The organism is Kribbella sp. NPDC104740 (genome assembly GCF_055583505.1).
In genome coordinates, this window is record NZ_JBVJNV010000001.1 from 581,642 (window position 1) to 600,298 (window position 18,657).

The window sequence follows — 18,657 nt, forward strand, 5'->3', positions numbered from 1 at the left end:
GCATCCTGGTCGAGTTTGTGCGGCGACTCACGCTGCCTGGACCTGAGGAGGGCTGACGAATGGCCATCACTGTGCTGCGGCATGCCCGCGTCAGACTCACCTCACACTCCAGGAGCACCTCCGATGTCTTCCGACGTCTTTCGTACCGAGCACGAACTCTCTGACCTTCCCTGGACCGAGCTGCCCGAGCAGCAGTCCGCCGAGCCTCTCGACGAGCACTTCGTCTTCCAGTTCGCCGAGGTCGACGAACGGCTGGGGCCGGACCAGCGCTGGACCACCTGGCTCGACGTCGAACGCGGCTGCCGCGGTCCCGAACCTCGCCCTGACTGGGTGGTGACCGAGCAGGCCGCGATCGACACCGAGCTCGGCATCCTCAAGACCGGCAAGGAAGCCGACGTCTTCCTGCTGGAGCGCGCCGTCGAGGCCATCGGCGACAGCCCGGCCCGCTCGTCGCTGCTCGCGGCGAAGCGGTACCGGACCGAGGAGCACCGCTCGTTCCACCGCAGTACGGCGTACGTCGAAGGACGCCGGACCCGCAACTCCCGCGACAGCCGGGCGATGGCGAAGAAGTCGTCGCACGGCCGCAGCGTCGCGGCCGGCCAGTGGGCCTACGCCGAGTGGGACGCGCTGAACCGGCTGTGGAAGGCCGGCGTGCCGGTCCCGTACCCGGTGCAGGTCGACGGCACCGAGCTGCTGATGGAGTTCATCGACGACGGCGAGGGCGGCGCCGCGCCCCGGCTGGCCCAGGTCCGCCCGTCGAAGGACGTGCTGGAGCTGTACTTCGAGCAGCTCCGCGGCGGTATGCGCGAACTGGCCCGCGCCGGGCTCGCGCACGGCGACCTGTCGCCGTACAACGTGCTGGCCCAGCCGGACCGGATCGTGATGATCGACCTGCCGCAGGTGCTCGACATCGTCGGCAACCCGAAGGGGATGGAGTTCCTGCTCCGGGACTGCCACAACATGGCGACCTGGTTCACCAACCGCGGCCTGGAGATCGACGAGCAGGAGCTGTTCGCCGATCTGCTGTCGATGGTGTTCTAGATCGCCTTGCGCAGCAGGGGAACCAGCGGGACCAGCCGGTCGGGGTAGGCGTCGACGAGACCGTCGACATGGTTGCCTGCCTCGACCCGCTGGTACGTCAGCAGCTTCTGCTTTCCCGCGCGGCGGACCATGGCGGCGTACACGTCGGAGTCCTGGGTGATCGGGAGCAGGCTGTCGTAGGTGCCGTGGATGGTGGTCAGCGGGCGCTTGAGGTTACCGGTGAGTGCGATGCGGCGGATCGCCTTCTTGGCTTCGGGGGTGATGGTGTAGTCGGCCTCGGGGCCGGCGTACGAGGGGTCGAGCTCGGCGGCGTAGATGCGCTGGGTGAGCTTCCAGTAGACGGCGTAGTGGTAGTCCCAGAGAAAGCTCGACCTGCTGTCGAACCCGGCCGCGATAATCAAGGCGGGATTTTGTTGCTCATAGCCCCTGATCGCGGGTGGCAGGAAGGTGAAGAGGTTGGGTCCGTCGGCGGTCCACAACGTGCCCTCCAGATCCACCCCGCGCGTGTAGAGCTCGGGGTGGTTCTCCAGCTGCCACCGCACCAGATAACCCCCGTTGGAGATCCCGGCCGCGATGACCGTTCGTGCCTTTCGCCCGTAGTGGTGGGCAACTACTTGCCGGGCTGCTCTGGCCAGCTCGGTCGTCCTGTTGTTCCACTCCACCATCGCGTCCCCCGGCTTGGTCCCGTCCTTGAAGAACTCCGCGCCGGTGTTGCCCTTGTCGGTCGCCGCGTAGGCGTAGCCCTTCGCGAGTACGTCGTCCGAGATCGCGCGGTCGTTCGCGTACTGCGCTCGCACGCCCGGTGAGCCGGCGACGACCAGGCCGCCGTTCCAGCGGTGCGGGAGCCGGATCACGAACTGCGCGTCGTGGTTCCAGCCGTTGTTGGTGTTCGTGTGCGAGGTGTCGTGAAAGTAGCCGTCGACCTGGACGCCTTTGACGGGCCTGGGCTGCGGCAGTCCGGCGTGAGTGAGCCCGGCGTAGTCGGCAGGGTTGGTTCGACCGCCTGCTGTGGTCAGGTCCTGCAGACAGGTCGTCTCGCTGTACTCCGCTCTCGGGACCTTCAGCGGCTTGCAGTTGGCGGCTTGCGCCGGTACGGCGAGACCTGCTGTGAACAAGGCAAGAGTGAGCGAGGCAGCGAGGCGGCGCATGGACCCTCCAAGAGATCGGATGCGCGCCAAGGTAGGTGCCCGCCGCCGTTGCCCGGCAGGTGATCGAGCGCCACAAGCGGCGTACGGCAAGTGGCTCGTCACCACATGCCGTACGCGCTCTCTCGCCCTACTCCTCCAGTACGCCGATGCTCTTGGCGGCTTCGATGACCTCGCCGAGCAGCTCGAGCCACTCGTCGACGTCCGCGGCCTTCATCCCCTCGTCGAGACCGAGGCCCTGCCCACCGGCGAGGTAGACCTGCGTGGCGCCGGTCGCACGCGCCGCCAGCAGATCTTCGGCGACCTGCTTCGGCGACCCGCCGAGGAACGGACGGTTGGCGCCGATCGGATCGCGGGTGATCGGCGTCGGCCACGGCGACTGGTTCACGATCATCAGCTCCTGCGGATCACGCCCCGCCTCCCGTGCCGACTCGTGCAGCAGCTTGACGATTCCCGCGAGCTCCTCCGCCGAGCCGGTGATCGGGATCAGCCCGTCCGCGATCCGCCCCGCCCGCTTCACAGCGGCCGGCGCGTTCGCCGCGAGCAGCACCGGGACCCGGCTCTGCACCGGCTTCGGGTTCACCTGCGACGGCGCGATCTTGTAGAACTCCCCGTCGTGCTGCACCGGGTCCGGCCCCCACGAGGCCCGCATCGCCGCGATGAACTCCTCGGTCCGAGCACCCCGGCGACTGATCGGCACGTTCGCCGTCTCGAACTCGTGCGGCAACCACCCCTGCCCGAGCCCCGCGATCGCCCGCCCACCGCTGAACCGGTCCAGCGTCGCGAACCGCCGCGCCAGCATCACCGGCACGTGCACGGGCGCCACCATGATCGCCGTACCGAGCTTGATCCGCGACGTCTCGGCCGCGACGTAGCTGAGCGTCTCCAGCGGCTCGTACACCGACCCGTAGAACTCCGGCATCAGCGACGGCTCACCCCCCGACCACATCGTGATCTTCTCCAGCGGCCGCACCAGCCGCTCGAACGTCCACAGCGCGGCGTACCCCAGCCGCTCCGCCTCCCGAGCGACCTTCACGATCGCCTCCGGCGAGGTCTCCGGCCCGGCGACGGGCAGGGCGAGACCGAGTTCCATAGGTCCTCCAGCATTCAGGGACCCGATGGTCCCGTTTCTTATATAATAGCGCTGTGTCCAATATAGTAGATCCATTGATCGAACAGATCGCTGCGAGAATCAGCACCGAACGCGAACAACGCCGCTGGACCCTCTCCCAGCTGGCCGACGCGTCCGGCGTCTCCCGCGCGATGATCAACCGGATCGAACGGGCCGAGAGCAGCCCGACGGCGGTGATCCTCGGCAAGCTCGCGGCGGCGTTCCAGGTCAGCGTCTCCGCGCTCCTGGCGCCCGCGGAGCCGAGCGGCGTCCACCGCGCGGCTGAATCGGCCGAGTGGCACGACCCGGACACGGGGTATCGACGCAGGCAGATCACCGGTCCGGGCTTTCCGACGGACATCGCAGAGGTGTTCCTGCCGCCCGGGGCGCACATCCCGTATCCCGCGGCATCGCTGGCGTTCCAGCGCGAGGCGGTGTGGGTGCTGGAGGGCCGCTTGACGTTCCACGAGGGCGACGTCATCCACGATCTTGGACCGGGCGACTCGATCGAGGTGGGGGAACCGGTGGCCTGTGTGTTCGCGAACACGAGCGATGAGGAGTGCCGGTACGCGATCATCCTGACGCGCGTGGGGAGGCCGTGAGGGGGGTGTAATCACATGCTGAGCTAGCTGTAGTGCAACCCGCACACGCGGGAAAACCCGTCGCCAGGGCGGAGTCGTGCTGGGTGAGTATGCGATCACCTGCTTTAACTCAGCGCGTCAGCGGGCGCAGGCGGGCGCCAGCCTCTGCTGAACTAAAGTCGACACAATCGAGGGTCGATCCCGAGCCGTGTCGGAGGATCGGCGGGCCGAGACTGACCGGCTTTCACGTCGCCAGGTCAGTGGTGCTGGTGTTGACTGCGGTGTACCTGCTGGAGACTGATCAACGGCCCGACCTTGGTTCCCTATCTGCTAGCGGCGGTCGGCCGGACGCGGGGCTCCGGCGATGCCGGCCTGCTGCTGTGTACTCGCGGCTGTCGCAGGCTTCGATGTCGGCTCGATCCCAGGAGACCTGGACATGTATTGCTTGCGGGGACTCTTTGCTTACCCGCTCGGCGTGGTGACTCCGCGGCTTCCGGGTCGATCGGCGGCAGGCTGTCGCGTCAGGGCGCCCCGGCTTGAGGGTGACTCCAACTCGATCAGTCAGAGGGGAAGTCGAACATCGAGTCTGCTGCCTGAACCTCGCCCGAGTCCGCGGCCTCTCGCTTGGCAGGAGGCTGGTCGACCTCGGCACGCCGACCTTGGAGTGATGGGTGGTCTGACCGCCCATTCTGGACGCCCTGACGGACAGCGACGAACGGTTTGCTGAGCGTAGCATTCAAGATTGCATGGCCGTCGCGGGGGTTGATCTGGTGAGTCGCGACCGCTCCGCAGGGAGACTACTTTCTGTAATCAGTCTCGTGTTCGAGACTGAGTGTGCGCGCTGCCTTTTGGCCGAACAAATGTCACTGTGCGTAGAACATCATAGGCCTAGAACGGCCGCTTGGAATTGCTTGGATTGGGCGTCGTGGCGACGGTGGGGACAAAGTCACCGCGGCATCGTCTATTGTTGGGTCCGGGTGGTCGCCAACTCCTCGATGAAACCCGTCGGGGGGCGGATCCCGTCAGTGTTCCGTCAGCCTTTGGGGTGGGTCCAGTCGTCGAATGAGTTCGACGACTGCACCCCCCAAAAGGAAGGATGGTGAGGCTGATGGCTGAGCCTGAAGGTGAAGACCCCTCGGAAGATCCAGGCGTGAGTCCAGGTGATCCGAGTAGCAGGTCGAATGATCTGGATCGCGGTCCAGATCATTCGGAAGACAGAAAAACCGACCCTTGGCGCCGCAGACTTCAGCTCGCAACTGATGCGGTAGGCCTAGGATCGGCTCTTCTGGCCCTCTACTGGGCGTGGCGTAACGGCGCTAGTTAGGCGCCGCACCTGTCGGGGGCTCTACTCATCACTGGGTAGGGTCCCCGCAGTCCGTCGGACGACTCTCATCTCTCCGATAGCTCTACTCTACACACTCTTACAGCTTCTCTATAGATCGAAGTGTAGACCTTGCATCTCTCATGCATCGAGGAAGATCTCTCAAAGATGCAGATCGATGAGATGACTAGTAGAGCGTCAGTTACGAATCTGATGGAACTTAAGTCGCCTCAGATTCTTGATCTGTCGATGTTTGATCGTTGTCTGATTCCTAATCCAACTAGCCTCGTGCTTGTCTCAGTGTGTGCTCGGCTTGCATGTCAGATGCAAGACGAGCATCGGCCTCCAGAGCGCTACTAGTCAACTATCGCAGCGTAGCTAGTGACTCTATGGAACGTCCGCTTCCGATTGCTTGCGGGCTATCGGGCGTCGTTAATCAGTTCGATCGCTTCTTCCATGCCGTACTGGTCGTGGAGGAAGCCGAGGATCTCATCGATGGACATCAGGGTTCCTCTGTCTCTCGGACATCGCGGTAACCGCATCCAGTGCGAGTTCAGGCTGGTCTGCGAGTGTTGCCGCGAACCCGACTGGACTGACTACTTGGATGCCAGGCGGCATGAGGTGGCTCTCGAAGTACTTGTCGGACGTCAGATCCAGTCCGCAAGCGCTGGGTCGCGGCCCCGCCTCTCGCATAAGGCCCTGGTGACCTGGCGCTCCGTAGTGTCAACGGAATCTTGAGGACGCCTGCCGTCTCTGTGACACCTGATATCGGAGCACACAGACTGCGGTGGTGGAGCACGGCCAGTACCCGCAGCCAAGAGATCCTTCGTGGGAACTTTGATGCTCGGCTCATCGGCGGGCTTAACTATGTCGACGCCGGCTCTCAACGGCAGCGGCGGCAACGATGAACGCGATTGTTCGATTCGTCCGTGGGGGCGCCGGGCCAGTCCGACTGCTTGGCCGGAGGGACACGCGCATACACTCCGAGCCTCCACCGGTGAGTGACTGCTCAAGCAGGGAATCGGTGGGAGACAGCGCCAGCCGGCTCGCCGAACACATCGAGCGTGATGTTCCTCAGTCGAGTGATGTCTGCCCAGATGACGTCCCTCGCGTAGAGGTGACTTGATGGGCCCAGCCTTCGCCGAGCAGTCGCGACGGTCCGATCGCGTGGGGATTGGCCAAGTGCCTCAACCAGCCTTCGTCGGAAGAAACCGGTGCGCTCGTGCAGCGCTTCGAGTCGTAGGGTCGAGGTGCGGAAGCATCTCGAAGACGTGGCAAGCTGACAAGCTTGGCGTAGGCGTCGCTGTGAAGGCCCGAGTTGGCTTCTTTCTGGCATCTCGATCATGTTCGGACTGAGTGGACTCGCGCTACTCGGGTGGACGCGTCCATCACCGGTGTCAGAGACAGGGCTGCGGTGAGCGCCCGACATCTATCGCGCTAAGCGCGTCAGTGCGTATCTGAAGCGCCTGAAGCCTGCGCACGGCGGGCGAGAGCTCACAACGGCCGGGCGTCTGCCGCAGTTAGAAGGGCGTGCCGGTCGCGTGGGTGTTTACTAACACGAGTGACTAGGAGTGCAGGTATGCGGCCCATCCTGACTCGCGGGGAGGCATGGGGAAGCGCGGCGAGGAGTTCACAAGGCGCAGGCACTTGGTAGGTATACATGCCGCGCGACGAGCTGCACTCCTTCAGTGCGGCAGTGCCCACTTGAAGTGGATGAAGCACGCGCACGGCGGGCGCTAGCCCGCGAGCCCCGCGCGCACCCAGGAACGCGAGCGAGGCGCCTGCGCGGTGGGCGTACCTCTCGGCGGGTTGGCGCCGCGCAGGGGCCGCGCGCTTGGGCGTACAGATCGCGCCCGGGGAGGTGTGCAAGCACCTGCTTTAACCTCAGCGCGTCAGCGCGCACTTGAAGCGCGTCAGCGCGCAGCTGAACCAAGGGTGGGTGGGAGCAGGCACCGTAGTGAGCGCTGGCGAACGGAGGAGCCCGCGTGGGGGAAAGGTGGTCAGCTGGCGGCGCGGGCGGCGGCGCGGCCTGCGGTTCGGCCGGAGAAGAGGCAGCCGCCTAGGAAGGTGCCTTCCAGGGAGCGGTAGCCGTGGACGCCGCCGCCTCCGAAGCCGGCTACTTCGCCTGCGGCGTAGACGCCGGGGAGTGGGGTGCCGTCGGCGCGGAGGACTCGGGAGGAGAGGTCGGTTTGCAGGCCGCCCAGGGACTTTCGGGTGAGGATGTTGAGTTTGACGGCGATGAGCGGCCCGGCCTTCGGGTCGAGGATGCGGTGCGGCGGGGCGACGCGGATGAGTTTGTCGCCGCGGTAGTTGCGGGCGCCGCGGAGGGCGGTGATCTGGAGGTCTTTGGTGAAGGTGTTCTCCAGTTCGCGGTCGCGGGCGACGATCTGGCGTTCCAGTTCGGGCAGCGAGATCAGCTCGGACCCGGCAACGGAGTTCATCCCCCGCACGAGATCAGCGAGGTTGTCCCGTACGACGAAGTCCGCGCCCTTGTCCATGAACGCCTGGACCGGCGCCGTCGCCCCGCCGCGGGCCCGACCGAGCACCCCGCGGATGTCCTTGCCGGTCAGGTCAGGGTTCTGCTCCTGCCCGGACAGCGCGAACTCCTTCTCGATGATCTTCTGCGTGAGCACGAACCAGCTGTAGTCGTACCCGGTGCTCATGATGTGCTCGAGCGTCCCCAGCGTGTCGAAGCCGGGGAACAGCGGCACCGGCAGCCGCTTGCCGGTCGCGTCGAACCACAGCGACGACGGTCCGGGCAGGATTCGGATGCCGTGCATCGGCCAGATCGGGTCCCAGTTGCGGATGCCTTCGACGTAGTGCCACATCCGGTCGCGGTTCACGTACCGCCCGCCGGCGGTCTCGGTGATGGCGAGCATCCGCCCGTCGACGTGTGCCGGTACGCCGCTGATCATGTTCTCCGGCGGCTTGCCCATCCGGGCCGGCCACTGTGAGCGGACCAGGTCGTGGTTGCCGCCGATCCCGCCCGACGTGACGATCACGGCCTGCGCGGTCAGCGCGAAGTCCTCGACCTCGACCCGCGAGCTCTGCTCCGCGCGCCCGACGGTGCTTGCCTCCAGCACCTTTCCGGAGACCCCGTCGACGACCCCACCGGTGACGGTCAGCTCGTCGACGCGGTGCCGAAAACGAATCTCGACCAGACCGCGCGCGACCGCCTCCCGCACCCGCCGCTCGAACGGCGCGACCAGCCCGGGCCCCGTCCCCCAGGTGATGTGGAACCGCGGCACCGAGTTCCCGTGCCCGTCGGCGTTGTACCCACCACGCTCGGCCCACCCGACGACCGGGAACCAGCGCACGCCCTGCGCGTGCAGCCAGGGCCGCTCCTCGCCGGCGGCGAAGTCGACGTACGCCTCGGCCCACTGCCGGGCCCAGTGGTCCTCGTCGTCGAGCCGGTCGAAGCCGGCCGAGCCGAGCCAGTCCTGCAGCGCGAGGTCGTGGGAGTCCTTGATGCCCATCCGCCGCTGCTCGGGGGAGTCGACGAACATCAGGCCGCCGAAGGACCAGTACGCCTGGCCGCCGAGCGACGCCTCGGGCTCCTGGTCGAGCAGCAGCACCTTGCGGCCCGCGTCGGCCAGTTCGGCGGTCGCGGCCAGCCCGGCCAGTCCCGCGCCCACGACGATCACATCTGCATCCATCGGCCCATCCCCTCGCGTCGGTCGTCCATGGATACCAGACAACGCGACCCCTGGACCGCACCTGCGCAGACTTGCAAGAATCAGCCCCGTGACGACCCTTTCTGCGCAGTCGCTGATCCTGCCCGTCGCCGCCCTCGGCGAGGAGAACCCGTTGCCCCCGCTGCACGGGAGCCGCGACCTGCATCGCGTCCAGAACCTCGACGCCCTCCCGGAGGACCTCGCCGAGAACATCCGGTACGGCGGACTGCGCAGCGTCCTGCCCTGTCTCGACCAGGACGGCTACGGCCGGGCGCTGACCGACCAGGAGCTCCCCGCGCTCGTCCTCGAGAACGACCAGCTGAAAGCGACGATCCTCCCGAGCCTCGGCGGCCGCCTCTACTCGCTCGCCCACAAACCGTCCGGCCAGGAGCTGCTCTACCGCAACCCGATGATCCAGCCCGCGAACCTTGCCCTGCGCAACGCCTGGTTCGCCGGCGGCGTCGAGTGGAACCTCGGCAGCACCGGCCACTGGACCGGCACCTGCTCCCCGCTGCACGCGGCCCGCGTCGAAGGCCCCGACGGTACGCCGATCCTGCGCCTGTGGGAGTGGGAGCGCAGCCGCAACCTCGTCACCCAGCTCGACTTCTGGCTCCCCACGGACTCCGACCTGCTGTACGTCGGCGCGCGGATCCAGAACCCGTCGCCGGACGTCGTCCCGGCGTACTGGTGGTCGAACATCGCGGTCGAGCAGTCGCCGGAGACGCGGGTGCTGGTCCCGGCGCGGCAGGCGTGGCGGTTCGGGTACGGCAACAATCTCGACCTGGTCGGGGTGCCGGAGTACGACGGGATCGACCTGACATACCCGATGCGGCACAAGCGCGCGGTGGACTTCTTCTTCGAACCGGTGCCGGGGCAACGACCGTGGATCGCGGCAGTTGATGCTGAAGGCAACGGGTTGCTGCAGGCGTCGACTGAGCGGCTGCGCGGGCGGAAGCTGTTCGTCTGGGGCGAGGGTCGCGGCGGCCGGCGCTGGCAGGAGTGGTTGTCGCCGGGGCTCGATGGACCGGGGTACTGCGAGATCCAGGCCGGGCTGGCGCGGACGCAGCTGGAGCACCTGAAGTTGCCTGGAGCAACGAGTTGGAGCTGGTTGGAGGCGTACGGGCGGGTGTCGGTGGATCCGGCGCTGGCGCACGGTGAGTGGGGTGCGGCCGATGAGGTGCTCGACGCGCGGGTGGGGGACCTGGAAGCGCTGGAGCGGAGCTGGCTCGAGGTCGTGGAAGCGGCGCCGGCGGAGCAGTTGGCGCAGGGCTCGGGGTGGGGTGCGTTGGAGCTCGTGCGCACGGGGTGGTTGGTGTCGGCGGGGACGCCGTTCGGTGCGGAGACGATCGGCGAGCGGGAACGGGCTTGGGCGCCGGTACTTGAAGGAGGTTCGCCAGTTGCTGCCGCGGTCGATGGGACCTTGGTTGGGTGGAAGGAGTTGCTGGAGCAGGCTGAGGACAGTTGGCTGACCTGGTATCACCGCGGTGTTGCGCGCTGGTTCGCCGACGACGAGCAAGGTGCGGTCGACGCGTGGCGGGCGTCGGGTGACAACCCGTGGGCGCTGCGGAACCTGGCGATCGCGACGAACGACCTCATGGCGTACGAGCGAGCGGTCGAGTTGCTGCCCGATCTGGTGCCGCTGATCGTGGAAGCGGTGACGTCAGCGCTGGCGGTCGATCCGGCGCGCGCCGGGCGAATGCTGGAGCAAGCCAACGACGAGGACCAGCGGATCAGGCTCGTCAAGGTCCGCTACCTGCTGGAGATCGGCGACGGCGCCGGCGCGGAGAAGCTGCTCGACGAGGGCGTCGAGCCGTCCGGCGTACGGGAGGGCGAGAACCCGCTCGCGGAGTACTGGCAGCAAGCCCAAGCATTGCTGGGTACCAGCAGGCCCGTCCCGGCGCGCTACGAGTTCGGCATGTTCGGCGACTGACCGCAGCACTCCGATCACCTTCGGCGACTTTGTCAGGACGTGGAACCAAGTGCCGGGTGGCGTCGTCTCACGAGTGTGCGGCGAGGGCCGCCGCAGGAAGTGACGAGAACGACGGTCGCGAACTGCACAGGTCGCAGGGACCGGCCCGTCGGGGGTGAGTGCGATGTTGACGATCATTGTGTTGGGCGGATTCGGCCTGGTGCTGCTGGTCACCGCATGCATCGTGTCGGACGTGTTCGCGGGTGGCCGGAAGCGGCGCCGCGGGCTCGGTGAGGAGCGGACCGCCGGCCGGGTGGTCCGGGTTCGCGGACCGTTGCGCGGACAGGTCGAGGGCGGTGTCCCGGCGGAGTACGTCGAGGTCCTCGTCGAGTACTACACGCGGCGCGGGGAAGGCCCGTTCCAGGTCAGCCGCCGGCTGCCGACGGCGAGCCGCAACCTGTACGCCGCCGAGGACCGGGCGATCGTGAGCTACGACGTCCGCAACCCGCGCCGGAGCCGGGTCGAGGGACGGGTCAGCCACTGGCCGCAGCTGGGTCCGAGATCCTCGGACCCGGGTCCTACGGCCCTGGTGTCCTGAGCCGGACGACCGGCTCGGGCCCCCTGCCTCACGGCAGGGGGATTTCGTGCTTCAGGGCAGGAACGGCTCCAGCAGCCGGTGCAACGTCGGCCGGCCCTGCGCGAGCACCACGTCGGCGTCCTCGGCGGGCAGCCGTTCGGCGAGGTGCGACAGCGCCTCGCCCATCGTGATCGTGAGCGTCACCGCGAGCCGGAACTCGCGGCTGTCGGTGGCGCCGAACCGCTGGGTCAGCAGCTCCGCGAACTCGCCGGAGTGCTGGTCGTCGAACTCACCCGGTGTCGCCTCCAGCTCCGGATCACCCAGCCCGCTCAGTACGACGGCGCGGAAGCCCGGGTCGGTCCGGTGCATCTCGCGGAAGGTGTCCAGCGTGACGTCGACGGCCTCGCGCCAGTCCGCCACCACGGCCAGCCGCTCCCGGACCGCCTCGGTGTAGCGGTGCTGGTTGCGGCGCTCGATCGCCTGGATCAGCGTGCGCTTGTCCGGGAAGTACCGGTACACGCTGCCGACCGCGATCTCGGCGCGCTTGGCGATGCTGCTCGTCGACGCGGCGTCGTAGCCGCGCTCGACCACCTCGGCGCAGGCCGCGTCGAGGATGCGTTCGACCTGACGGCTGGCCCGGTCCTGGGTCGGCATCCGCCGCAACGGATACGCGCCCGGCTCCTCACCAGCGGTAGTGGAGACCATGAGGTCATTGTGCCCCGCGCAGGGGGACAACGTTGCCATCCGCCGTCGTTCAGTTCGATGACAGCTTCTCGCCGTCCGGTTGTGACCTGCGGCGCGACACAATCCTCACCAGCAGTACCGCCCAGATCGACGGAGGGGAACCACCAGCATGCGGATCAGCAGCAAACTCACCGCCGGACTCGCGTCCGCGGCGGTCGCGGCCGCCGGGCTCGCGGGCGCGTCGCTCGGCAACGGCGGCAGCGGCAGCGACGCCCAGCAGGCCGCCGACCACCAGCAGCAGACCCGGTCGGCGCTCCGGATGAACCAGATCCAGACCCTCGGCGCGCACAACTCCTACCACCGCGAGCTGAGCGCCGCCGAGAAGCAGGTGCAGCAGGCGCAGGACCCGGGCGCGGTGAACATCTGGTACTCGCACGCCTCGATCCCGCAGCAGCTGCAGGACCAGAACATCCGGGCCCTCGAGCTCGACCTGTTCCCGGACCCGGCCGGCGGCCTCTACACCTACCCGCTGATCCGGAAGCTGACCGGACAGGGTCCGCTCACCGACCCGGAGCTGGCCAAGCCCGGCATCAAGGTGATGCACGTTCCGGACTTCGACTACAACACCAACTGCCGCAGCTTCGTCGTCTGCCTGCAGCAGGTGAAGACCTGGTCCGACCAGCATCGCGACCATGCGCCGATCGTGATCCAGCTGGAGCTGAAGCAGTCCGACCCGCGGATCGTCGCGGCGGGCGGCGTACAGGCTCCGCCGTGGGACGCGGCCAACCTGGACAGCATCGACACCGAGATCCGCTCGGTCTTCGGTGAGCGCCGGCTGCTGTCGCCGGACGACGTCCGCAAGCCCGGGCTGACGCTGGAGCAGTCGGTGCTGAAGAAGGGCTGGCCGACCCTCGACCAGGCCCGCGGCAAGGTGATGTTCTTCTTCGACAACGGCGGCGAGGGCGCGATCCGCGACCTGTACCGGACCGGCAAGCCGAACCTGGAGGGCCGGGCCGTGTTCACCCGCGGTCCCGAGGGCCAGCCGGACGCGGCCGTGACGATGGTCAACGACCCGCGCGGCGCGAACCAGGCCGAGATCGAGCGGCTGGTCCGCAAGGGCTACCTGGTCCGGACCCGCTCCGACGAGCCGATGTCGACCGTGCTGAACGGCGAGACCAGCCGGGTCGGGATCGCGCTGGCCAGCGGCGCGCAGTGGGTGACCACCGACTTCCCGGTCGCCGGGATGGCCGCCCGCTACGACAGCGACTTCGTCGCGCAGCTGCCCGGGGGCGTCGCAGTACGCTGCAACCCGGTGTCCGCCCCGGCCTGGTGCAGGGGGAACGTCTCGGAGAGGTGAGTTCTGTGTCGGAGCACGTGGTCGACGTCAGCTGGAGCCGTGGTGAGCACGAGTTCACCTACCAGACCTACAACCGCGACCACGAGTGGCGCTTCGACGGCGGGATCACCGTGCCCGGGTCCGCCAACCCGGCGTACCTGGGCAACCCGGGGCCGGTCGACCCCGAGGAGGCGTTCATCGCCTCGCTGTCGTCCTGCCACATGCTCACCTTCCTCGCGATCGCGGCCAAGAAGCGGCTGGTCGTCGACTCGTACGACGACCACGCGGTCGGCGTGATGGCCAAGAACGAGCGCGGCAGGATCGCGATCACCCAGGTGACCCTGCACCCGAAGATCGTCTTCGCCGGCGAGCAGCCGGACGCGGCGACGCTGGAGCGGATCCACCACCGCTCGCACGAGGAGTGCTTCATCGCGAACTCGGTGACCACCGAGATCATCGTCGCCTGACCAGCCTGGAAAGCCTCTGAAACGCAGAGAACCACCCGGCCCCTGGCCTGAGCCTCGCGCAAGCGGCGTCAGGACAGGTGTGGCCGGGTGGTTCTGCGTGCACCGCTGTGGCGGTGCACTCGACGGAGCCGGCGGCGCCTCGCATGGGCGCCTCTGCGTTGGTGTGCGACATCCGTGCGGTCTACCTCGGTGGGGAAGACCGTCCGGGTGCGCCGCCTGGGCTCCGTCCGTCCGGTTCGCGCCTAGTGGTGCTCAGCGGCGGCGTCGCTCCGGTCGTCGGGGGTCTCGGTGGGCTCGCCGTCGCGCAGCGTGACCTGCTCGGTCGCGATGGCTGCCATCAGTCGGTGGATCGTCATGCCGGTGAGACGCACGGGACCGCCGGGTATGACGGAGATTTCGCAGAACTTCTCGATGTGACCTAGGTCTCGCGGCTACTTCTCGTCCAGGCCGTCCGGCCGGAGCGGGACCAGCACCCGCGCTTCGTCGTACGTCGTACCGGTGAGCTCGAGCAGGTCGACGACCGTGGAACGGATCTGGCCGAGCACGACGACGGCCGAGAGCGACCCCGGGATCGGCATCACCGCCGTCCGGCGGCCCAGCTCGCCGAGGACGCGGTGCGCGGCGACGTCGGCCTGCGGCTCGAACAGGGACTCGGCGATCAGGCGGGTGCCGTCGGCGAGCCGGTCGAGCAGCATCGGGTACTCCGCGGGCATCTGCTCGTCGCGCCAGACCGACACCGCGCAGCGGCGGACCAGGACGCGGATGTTGCGGATCGCGCGGTCGAGCGGGACGACCAGGTCGGCGATCTCCTTCACCCGGCCGCGGTGCCGGCGGCGGAACGGCGACAGGCGGACCACGGCGACGCCCTCGTCGGCGGCGCTGCGCAGGTCGTCCAGCAGGCCCTCGCTGGCCCGGGCGCGGCGCAGCGCGTCGGTGACGGCGTCCTCGTCGCTGTTCCGCAGGCCTTCGGCGGTCTCGATCAGGATCGCCGCCAGCTCGTTCAGTACGCCGGAAGCTTGTTGCCTCGGGCGACGAATCGCCGCCGCCGGGGCGATCGTCGCGGCGGCCAGCGCGACCAGGCCGCCGAGGACCGCGTCGAGCCAGCGGTTGAAGCCGGCGCCGGCGTTCGGCATCAGGGTGGTGACGATCGCGGCCTGGACGCCGGCCTGCGTCGTCATCAGCGTGCCGGCGCCGAGCAGCACCGCGACGCTCATCGCCAGCGCGATCACGAAGACGATCTGGACCACACCGGTACCGAAGAAGCGGACGAACAGGTCGCCGACGCCGACCCCGACCGCCACGCCGACCATCACCTCGGCGACCCGGCGCAGGCGCTGGCCGAAGCTGAACCCGAGGCAGACCATCGCCGCGACCGGCGCGAAGAACGGTTGCTGATGGCCCAGGACGTAGCGGGCCAGCGTCCAGGCGACGGCGGCCGCGAGGGCGCACTGGACGATGAAGAACGACCGGTTCTGCCAGCGCTCGATCCGGCGCCGGACCGAGGCCGCCGAGCGCTGCGCGGCGTGCGGCGCGATGTCGTCGCGGAGCTCGCGCAGCTGATCCAGCGTCAGTCGGACCGGGTCCATGGGGCCATCATCCAGGACACGGGCGCGCGCTGGGTTGATTCGGGGCGGCCGGAAGGTTCAGGGTGTGTCCATGACCGAGAACAACCGTGAGGACTACGGCAGCTACAGCGTCGACGACGAGGACCAGTTGCAGCCGGAGGACACTCTGAACGACCGCGGTGTCGACGACCTGCTCGACGAGGGCTACTCGCCGCCGGAGAAGTGGTCGGCCGGCGAGGGGTTCGGCACGACGGCCGACGAGGCGCTGCAGGGTGAGTCGCTGGACCAGCGGCTGGCCCAGGAGGAGCCCGACACGGACCCGTACGCCGAGGACGACGAGAACGTCGGCGGCCCCGAGGTCGGTACCGAGCGCTCCGGCCGCCTGGTCGCGCCCGACGAGGGCGCGCACTCCGACGAGGACGACGAGCTGACCGCCACCGACGTCGGCTTCGACGGCGCCGCGGCGAGCGCCGAGGAGGCGGCCGTCCACGTCGTCAGCGACGACGAGCCCTTCGAGCTGGACGACGAGGACGAGTCCGACCTCGACTCGCTGCGCGACGTCGACCTGGGAGACGTGGGCGACCTGGAGGACTAGCTCCTGCGGGTGATGACGACCTCGCAGCCGCGGGACGGGACCAGGGTCACGTTGCGCGGCTGTGCTTTTTCGGGGGCTGGGCGGACCGGGCGTACGTCGTACTGCGACAGCACCGCGCGGAGGATCTCCGTCGACTCCAGCAGGGTGAAGCCGGCGCCGATGCAGCGGCGGGCGCCGCCGCCGAAGGGGATCCAGGTGGACGGCGCGGGCGGGTCTTCGGAGAGGAAGCGGGCCGGGCGGAAGACCGGGGCGGCGGGGTAGTTCTCGGGGTCCTCGTGGACCAGGCCGATAGCCGCCATGATCGTGGTGCCGCGGGGGAGGCGGTAGCCGGCGATGTCGACCGTTTCGGTGACGCGGCGGCCGACCTGGTAGACGACCGGGTGCAGCCGCATCGACTCCTTCGTGATCGCCTCCAGCCGCTCGTCGTCGCCCTCGTCGGCGGCCTGCTGACCGGCCGCGAGCTCCTGCGGCATCCGGGCCAGCTCGTGGAACGCCCAGGCCAGCGCCGTCGCGGTCGTCTCGTGCCCGGCGAGCAGCAGCGTCACCAGCTGGTCGCGCAGCTCCACGTCCGACCACTCGCCCGCGGCCAGCAGCCGGCTGAGGACGTCGTTGCGTCCGGCATCGTCCGTACGCCGGCGCGCGATCTCGTCGTACAGGATCTCGTCGACGCGCCGCTGGGTCTCCAGGTACGTGCGCCACGGCGGGTACTTCAGCAGCCGCGGGTAGAACGCGCCGAGCATCGTCAGCGGCCGGACCTCGACGATCTTCTCCACCAGCGGCCGCAGCTCGTTCAGCCGGGTCGAGTCGGTGACGCCGAAGACGACCTGCAGGATCACCTCGAGCGTCAGCGTGCGCATCCGGTCGTGCATCCGGAACGGCGTCCCGACCGGCCACGTCTGCACCTCCGCGCGGGCCAGCTGGCCGATCATGTCGGCGTACCCGCGCAGTGCGTGGCCGAGGAACGCGGGCATCAGCTGCCGCCGCATCCGGGCGTGGTCCTCGTCGTCGATCAGCAGCAGCGAGTGCTCGCCCATGATCGGCGCGAGCACCTCGTTGCCCTCGCCGGCGTGCATGACGCTCGGCGGCGTGGTGAAGACGTCGCGGATGTGCTCGGGCCGGCTGAGCACCACGCAGACCCGGCTGGACGGGACGAGCCGGATCGTGAACGTGTCGCCGTACCGGGCGCGCATCCGGGGGAAGAACGTCTTGCGGTGCCCGGCGAACAGCACCGTCTGCACCAGCGTCGGCAGCTTCGGGCCGGGCGGCAGGGTGCGGGCGGTCTGCCGGTCGAGCGTGCGGGCACCGAGCAACGGTGTCGGCGTCATGCCACCTCCCGAGGTGAGTGCGGCAACGCTACGACAGCCAGGTGAACGTCAGCTTGCGTCGTACGCCGCCAGCGCCGCGACGAGCCGCGGGAGGTCGTCGGCCTGCGTCGGATCGAGGCCGGTGAGCCGCGCGACCTGACGCAGCCGGTAGTCGACGGTGTTCGGGTGGACGTGCAGGTCGGTCGCGGTCTGGCGGCGGTTGCGGCTGTTCGCGAGGTAGCAGCGCAGCGTCGCCAGCAGGTCGGCGCGGTCGGTGAGCGGCTGCAGCAGTACGGCGAGCCGGTCGCGCGCCGGACTCGGGCGGCTGAGCTGGTACTCCAGCACGAGATCGTCGAGCCGGTAGACACCGGGCGGCCGCCGGTGGATCCGCACCACGTCGAGCAGGTCCCGGACCAGCTCGACGGCGGCGGGGACCTGGTCGGGCACAGCGGTCGACACGGCCAGGACGAGCTCCACACCGGCGGCCTTGCCGATCCGGGACCGCAGGAGGTCGAGGTCGGGCGCTGGAGCGGGCAGCAGAACGATGCCGTCGGTTACGGAGAGCGTGGCCATCGGAGGGCTGCCCGGTCCGCCGGTAGCGACCCGGTCGAGCTCCAGGCGGATCCGGCGGAGCTTGCGGCGGGCAACGATCTGGACGTCGACGCCGGGCTGCTGCTCGTCGGCGTGCGCGCCGTACGCGAGCCCGAGGACGGCGTACTCCGCGGGCAGCTGGAGACCGGTGCGGCGGGCGGTCTCGGCCGCGGGACCGCCGTCGAGCAGCGTGGTGAGCAGCGACTGGCGACCGGCCTGCTCCTCGCCGGCGATGATCTGGCGCTCCTCGAAGTAGCTGGCCGAGACGGTCGCGGTGACCTGCTGGAGGAAGTCGAGGATCAGCCGGTTGAGGGCGAGCGCGTCGGGGAGCTCCTCGGGCCGGAAACCGTCGGCGACGAAGTCCGCGCAGACCCGCCCGCCGAGGTGGTACGCCGCCAGCAGCGCCTCCAGCGGGACACCCTCCTCGGCGCGCCTGGCGGCCGACTCGCGGAGCGGTTCGAGGGTCGCGCCGGTCGGGATCACGCCGGTGCGGAAGGTCTCGGCGAACGCGCGCAGCGTGCGCTCGGTGATCTGGCGGATGTCGCCCTGCAGCTCCTCGCGCGGGAGCTGCGCGTAGAGCGGGATGCTGCCGACGAGATGCTCGAGGACCTGGTCGGCGAGCCGGCTCAGGTGGCCGGTGAGGATCCGGTCGACGGGGATCCCGCCGGCCGTCAGCTTGTGATCCGTCACAACGATCAGCCCCGGAAGTCTGGGTCGCGCCCCAGCGACCTGGAGCGGCTTTGTGCTGGAACATTA

General features: G+C 68.8%; 14 protein-coding genes. 7 read left to right on the forward strand and 7 right to left on the reverse strand.

All coding sequences use genetic code 11. From position 1 onward, the window contains the following. Positions 1–123 precede the first annotated feature (123 nt). Positions 124–1,041 (forward strand): serine protein kinase RIO, encoded by a 918-nt coding sequence (locus tag ACZ6Z4_RS02770; protein ID WP_363667419.1) that lies wholly within the window; start codon positions 124–126, stop codon positions 1,039–1,041. Here ACZ6Z4_RS02770 and ACZ6Z4_RS02775 read toward each other — a convergent pair. Both ACZ6Z4_RS02775 and ACZ6Z4_RS02780 read right to left on the reverse strand, forming a co-directional pair. Further along, the gene (locus ACZ6Z4_RS02775) at positions 1,038–2,189 is read right to left on the reverse strand and encodes an alpha/beta hydrolase family protein (protein WP_465557444.1); all 1,152 of its coding nucleotides are present in this window, start codon (positions 2,187–2,189) and stop codon (positions 1,038–1,040) included. The genes ACZ6Z4_RS02770 and ACZ6Z4_RS02775 overlap by 4 nt on opposite strands. 127 nt (positions 2,190–2,316) lie before the next feature. Then, positions 2,317–3,279: a TIGR03619 family F420-dependent LLM class oxidoreductase gene (locus tag ACZ6Z4_RS02780; protein ID WP_465557446.1), complete on the reverse strand. Its 963-nt coding sequence runs from the start codon at positions 3,277–3,279 to the stop codon at positions 2,317–2,319. A 74-nt stretch (positions 3,280–3,353) separates the two neighbouring features. Here ACZ6Z4_RS02780 and ACZ6Z4_RS02785 point away from each other — a divergent pair, with 74 nt between their 5' ends. Further along, the gene (locus ACZ6Z4_RS02785) at positions 3,354–3,899 is read left to right on the forward strand and encodes a helix-turn-helix domain-containing protein (protein WP_465557448.1); all 546 of its coding nucleotides are present in this window, start codon (positions 3,354–3,356) and stop codon (positions 3,897–3,899) included. A gap of 3,300 nt (positions 3,900–7,199) precedes the next feature. Here ACZ6Z4_RS02785 and ACZ6Z4_RS02790 read toward each other — a convergent pair. Further along, the gene (locus tag ACZ6Z4_RS02790) at positions 7,200–8,855 is read right to left on the reverse strand and encodes an FAD-binding dehydrogenase (RefSeq protein ID WP_465557450.1); all 1,656 of its coding nucleotides are present in this window, start codon (positions 8,853–8,855) and stop codon (positions 7,200–7,202) included. 88 nt (positions 8,856–8,943) lie between these two features. On the opposite strand from ACZ6Z4_RS02790, the gene ACZ6Z4_RS02795 reads away from it, so the two are divergent. Together ACZ6Z4_RS02795 and ACZ6Z4_RS02800 are read left to right on the forward strand one after the other, a co-directional pair. Further along, complete coding sequence (locus tag ACZ6Z4_RS02795; protein WP_465557452.1) at positions 8,944–10,803, forward strand: DUF5107 domain-containing protein; 1,860 nt, start codon at positions 8,944–8,946, stop codon at positions 10,801–10,803. A 163-nt stretch (positions 10,804–10,966) separates the two neighbouring features. Beyond that, positions 10,967–11,380: a hypothetical protein gene (locus ACZ6Z4_RS02800; protein ID WP_465557454.1), complete on the forward strand. Its 414-nt coding sequence runs from the start codon at positions 10,967–10,969 to the stop codon at positions 11,378–11,380. A 51-nt stretch (positions 11,381–11,431) separates the two neighbouring features. Here ACZ6Z4_RS02800 and ACZ6Z4_RS02805 read toward each other — a convergent pair whose 3' ends face one another. After that, positions 11,432–12,064, reverse strand: coding sequence for a TetR/AcrR family transcriptional regulator (locus ACZ6Z4_RS02805; protein ID WP_363667405.1), 633 nt, complete (start codon positions 12,062–12,064; stop codon positions 11,432–11,434). Between the two features lie 148 nt (positions 12,065–12,212). On the opposite strand from ACZ6Z4_RS02805, the gene ACZ6Z4_RS02810 reads away from it, so the two are divergent. After that, on the forward strand, positions 12,213–13,400 hold the full coding sequence (locus ACZ6Z4_RS02810) for a phosphatidylinositol-specific phospholipase C1-like protein (RefSeq protein ID WP_465557456.1): 1,188 nt from the start codon (positions 12,213–12,215) through the stop codon (positions 13,398–13,400). A gap of 5 nt (positions 13,401–13,405) precedes the next feature. Then, the gene (locus ACZ6Z4_RS02815) at positions 13,406–13,846 is read left to right on the forward strand and encodes an OsmC family protein (RefSeq protein WP_465557458.1); all 441 of its coding nucleotides are present in this window, start codon (positions 13,406–13,408) and stop codon (positions 13,844–13,846) included. A gap of 431 nt (positions 13,847–14,277) precedes the next feature. Here ACZ6Z4_RS02815 and ACZ6Z4_RS02820 read toward each other — a convergent pair whose 3' ends face one another. Further along, positions 14,278–15,432 carry an FUSC family protein gene (locus ACZ6Z4_RS02820; protein ID WP_465557460.1) on the reverse strand — a complete coding sequence of 385 codons (1,155 nt, stop codon included), beginning with the start codon at positions 15,430–15,432 and terminating at the stop codon, positions 14,278–14,280. A 70-nt stretch (positions 15,433–15,502) separates the two neighbouring features. Between ACZ6Z4_RS02820 and ACZ6Z4_RS02825 the strand changes: the two genes are divergently transcribed. Continuing rightward, positions 15,503–16,006, forward strand: coding sequence for a DUF5709 domain-containing protein (locus ACZ6Z4_RS02825; protein WP_465557462.1), 504 nt, complete (start codon positions 15,503–15,505; stop codon positions 16,004–16,006). Here ACZ6Z4_RS02825 and ACZ6Z4_RS02830 read toward each other — a convergent pair. Together ACZ6Z4_RS02830 and ACZ6Z4_RS02835 are read right to left on the reverse strand one after the other, a co-directional pair. Further along, entirely contained in the window at positions 16,003–17,331 is a 1,329-nt protein-coding gene (locus ACZ6Z4_RS02830; RefSeq protein WP_465557464.1) for a cytochrome P450, read from the reverse strand. The genes ACZ6Z4_RS02825 and ACZ6Z4_RS02830 overlap by 4 nt on opposite strands. Before the next feature lie 48 nt (positions 17,332–17,379). Beyond that, positions 17,380–18,591, reverse strand: a complete 1,212-nt coding sequence (locus ACZ6Z4_RS02835) for a PucR family transcriptional regulator (RefSeq protein WP_465557466.1) — start codon at positions 18,589–18,591, stop codon at positions 17,380–17,382. Positions 18,592–18,657: the final 66 nt, after the last annotated feature.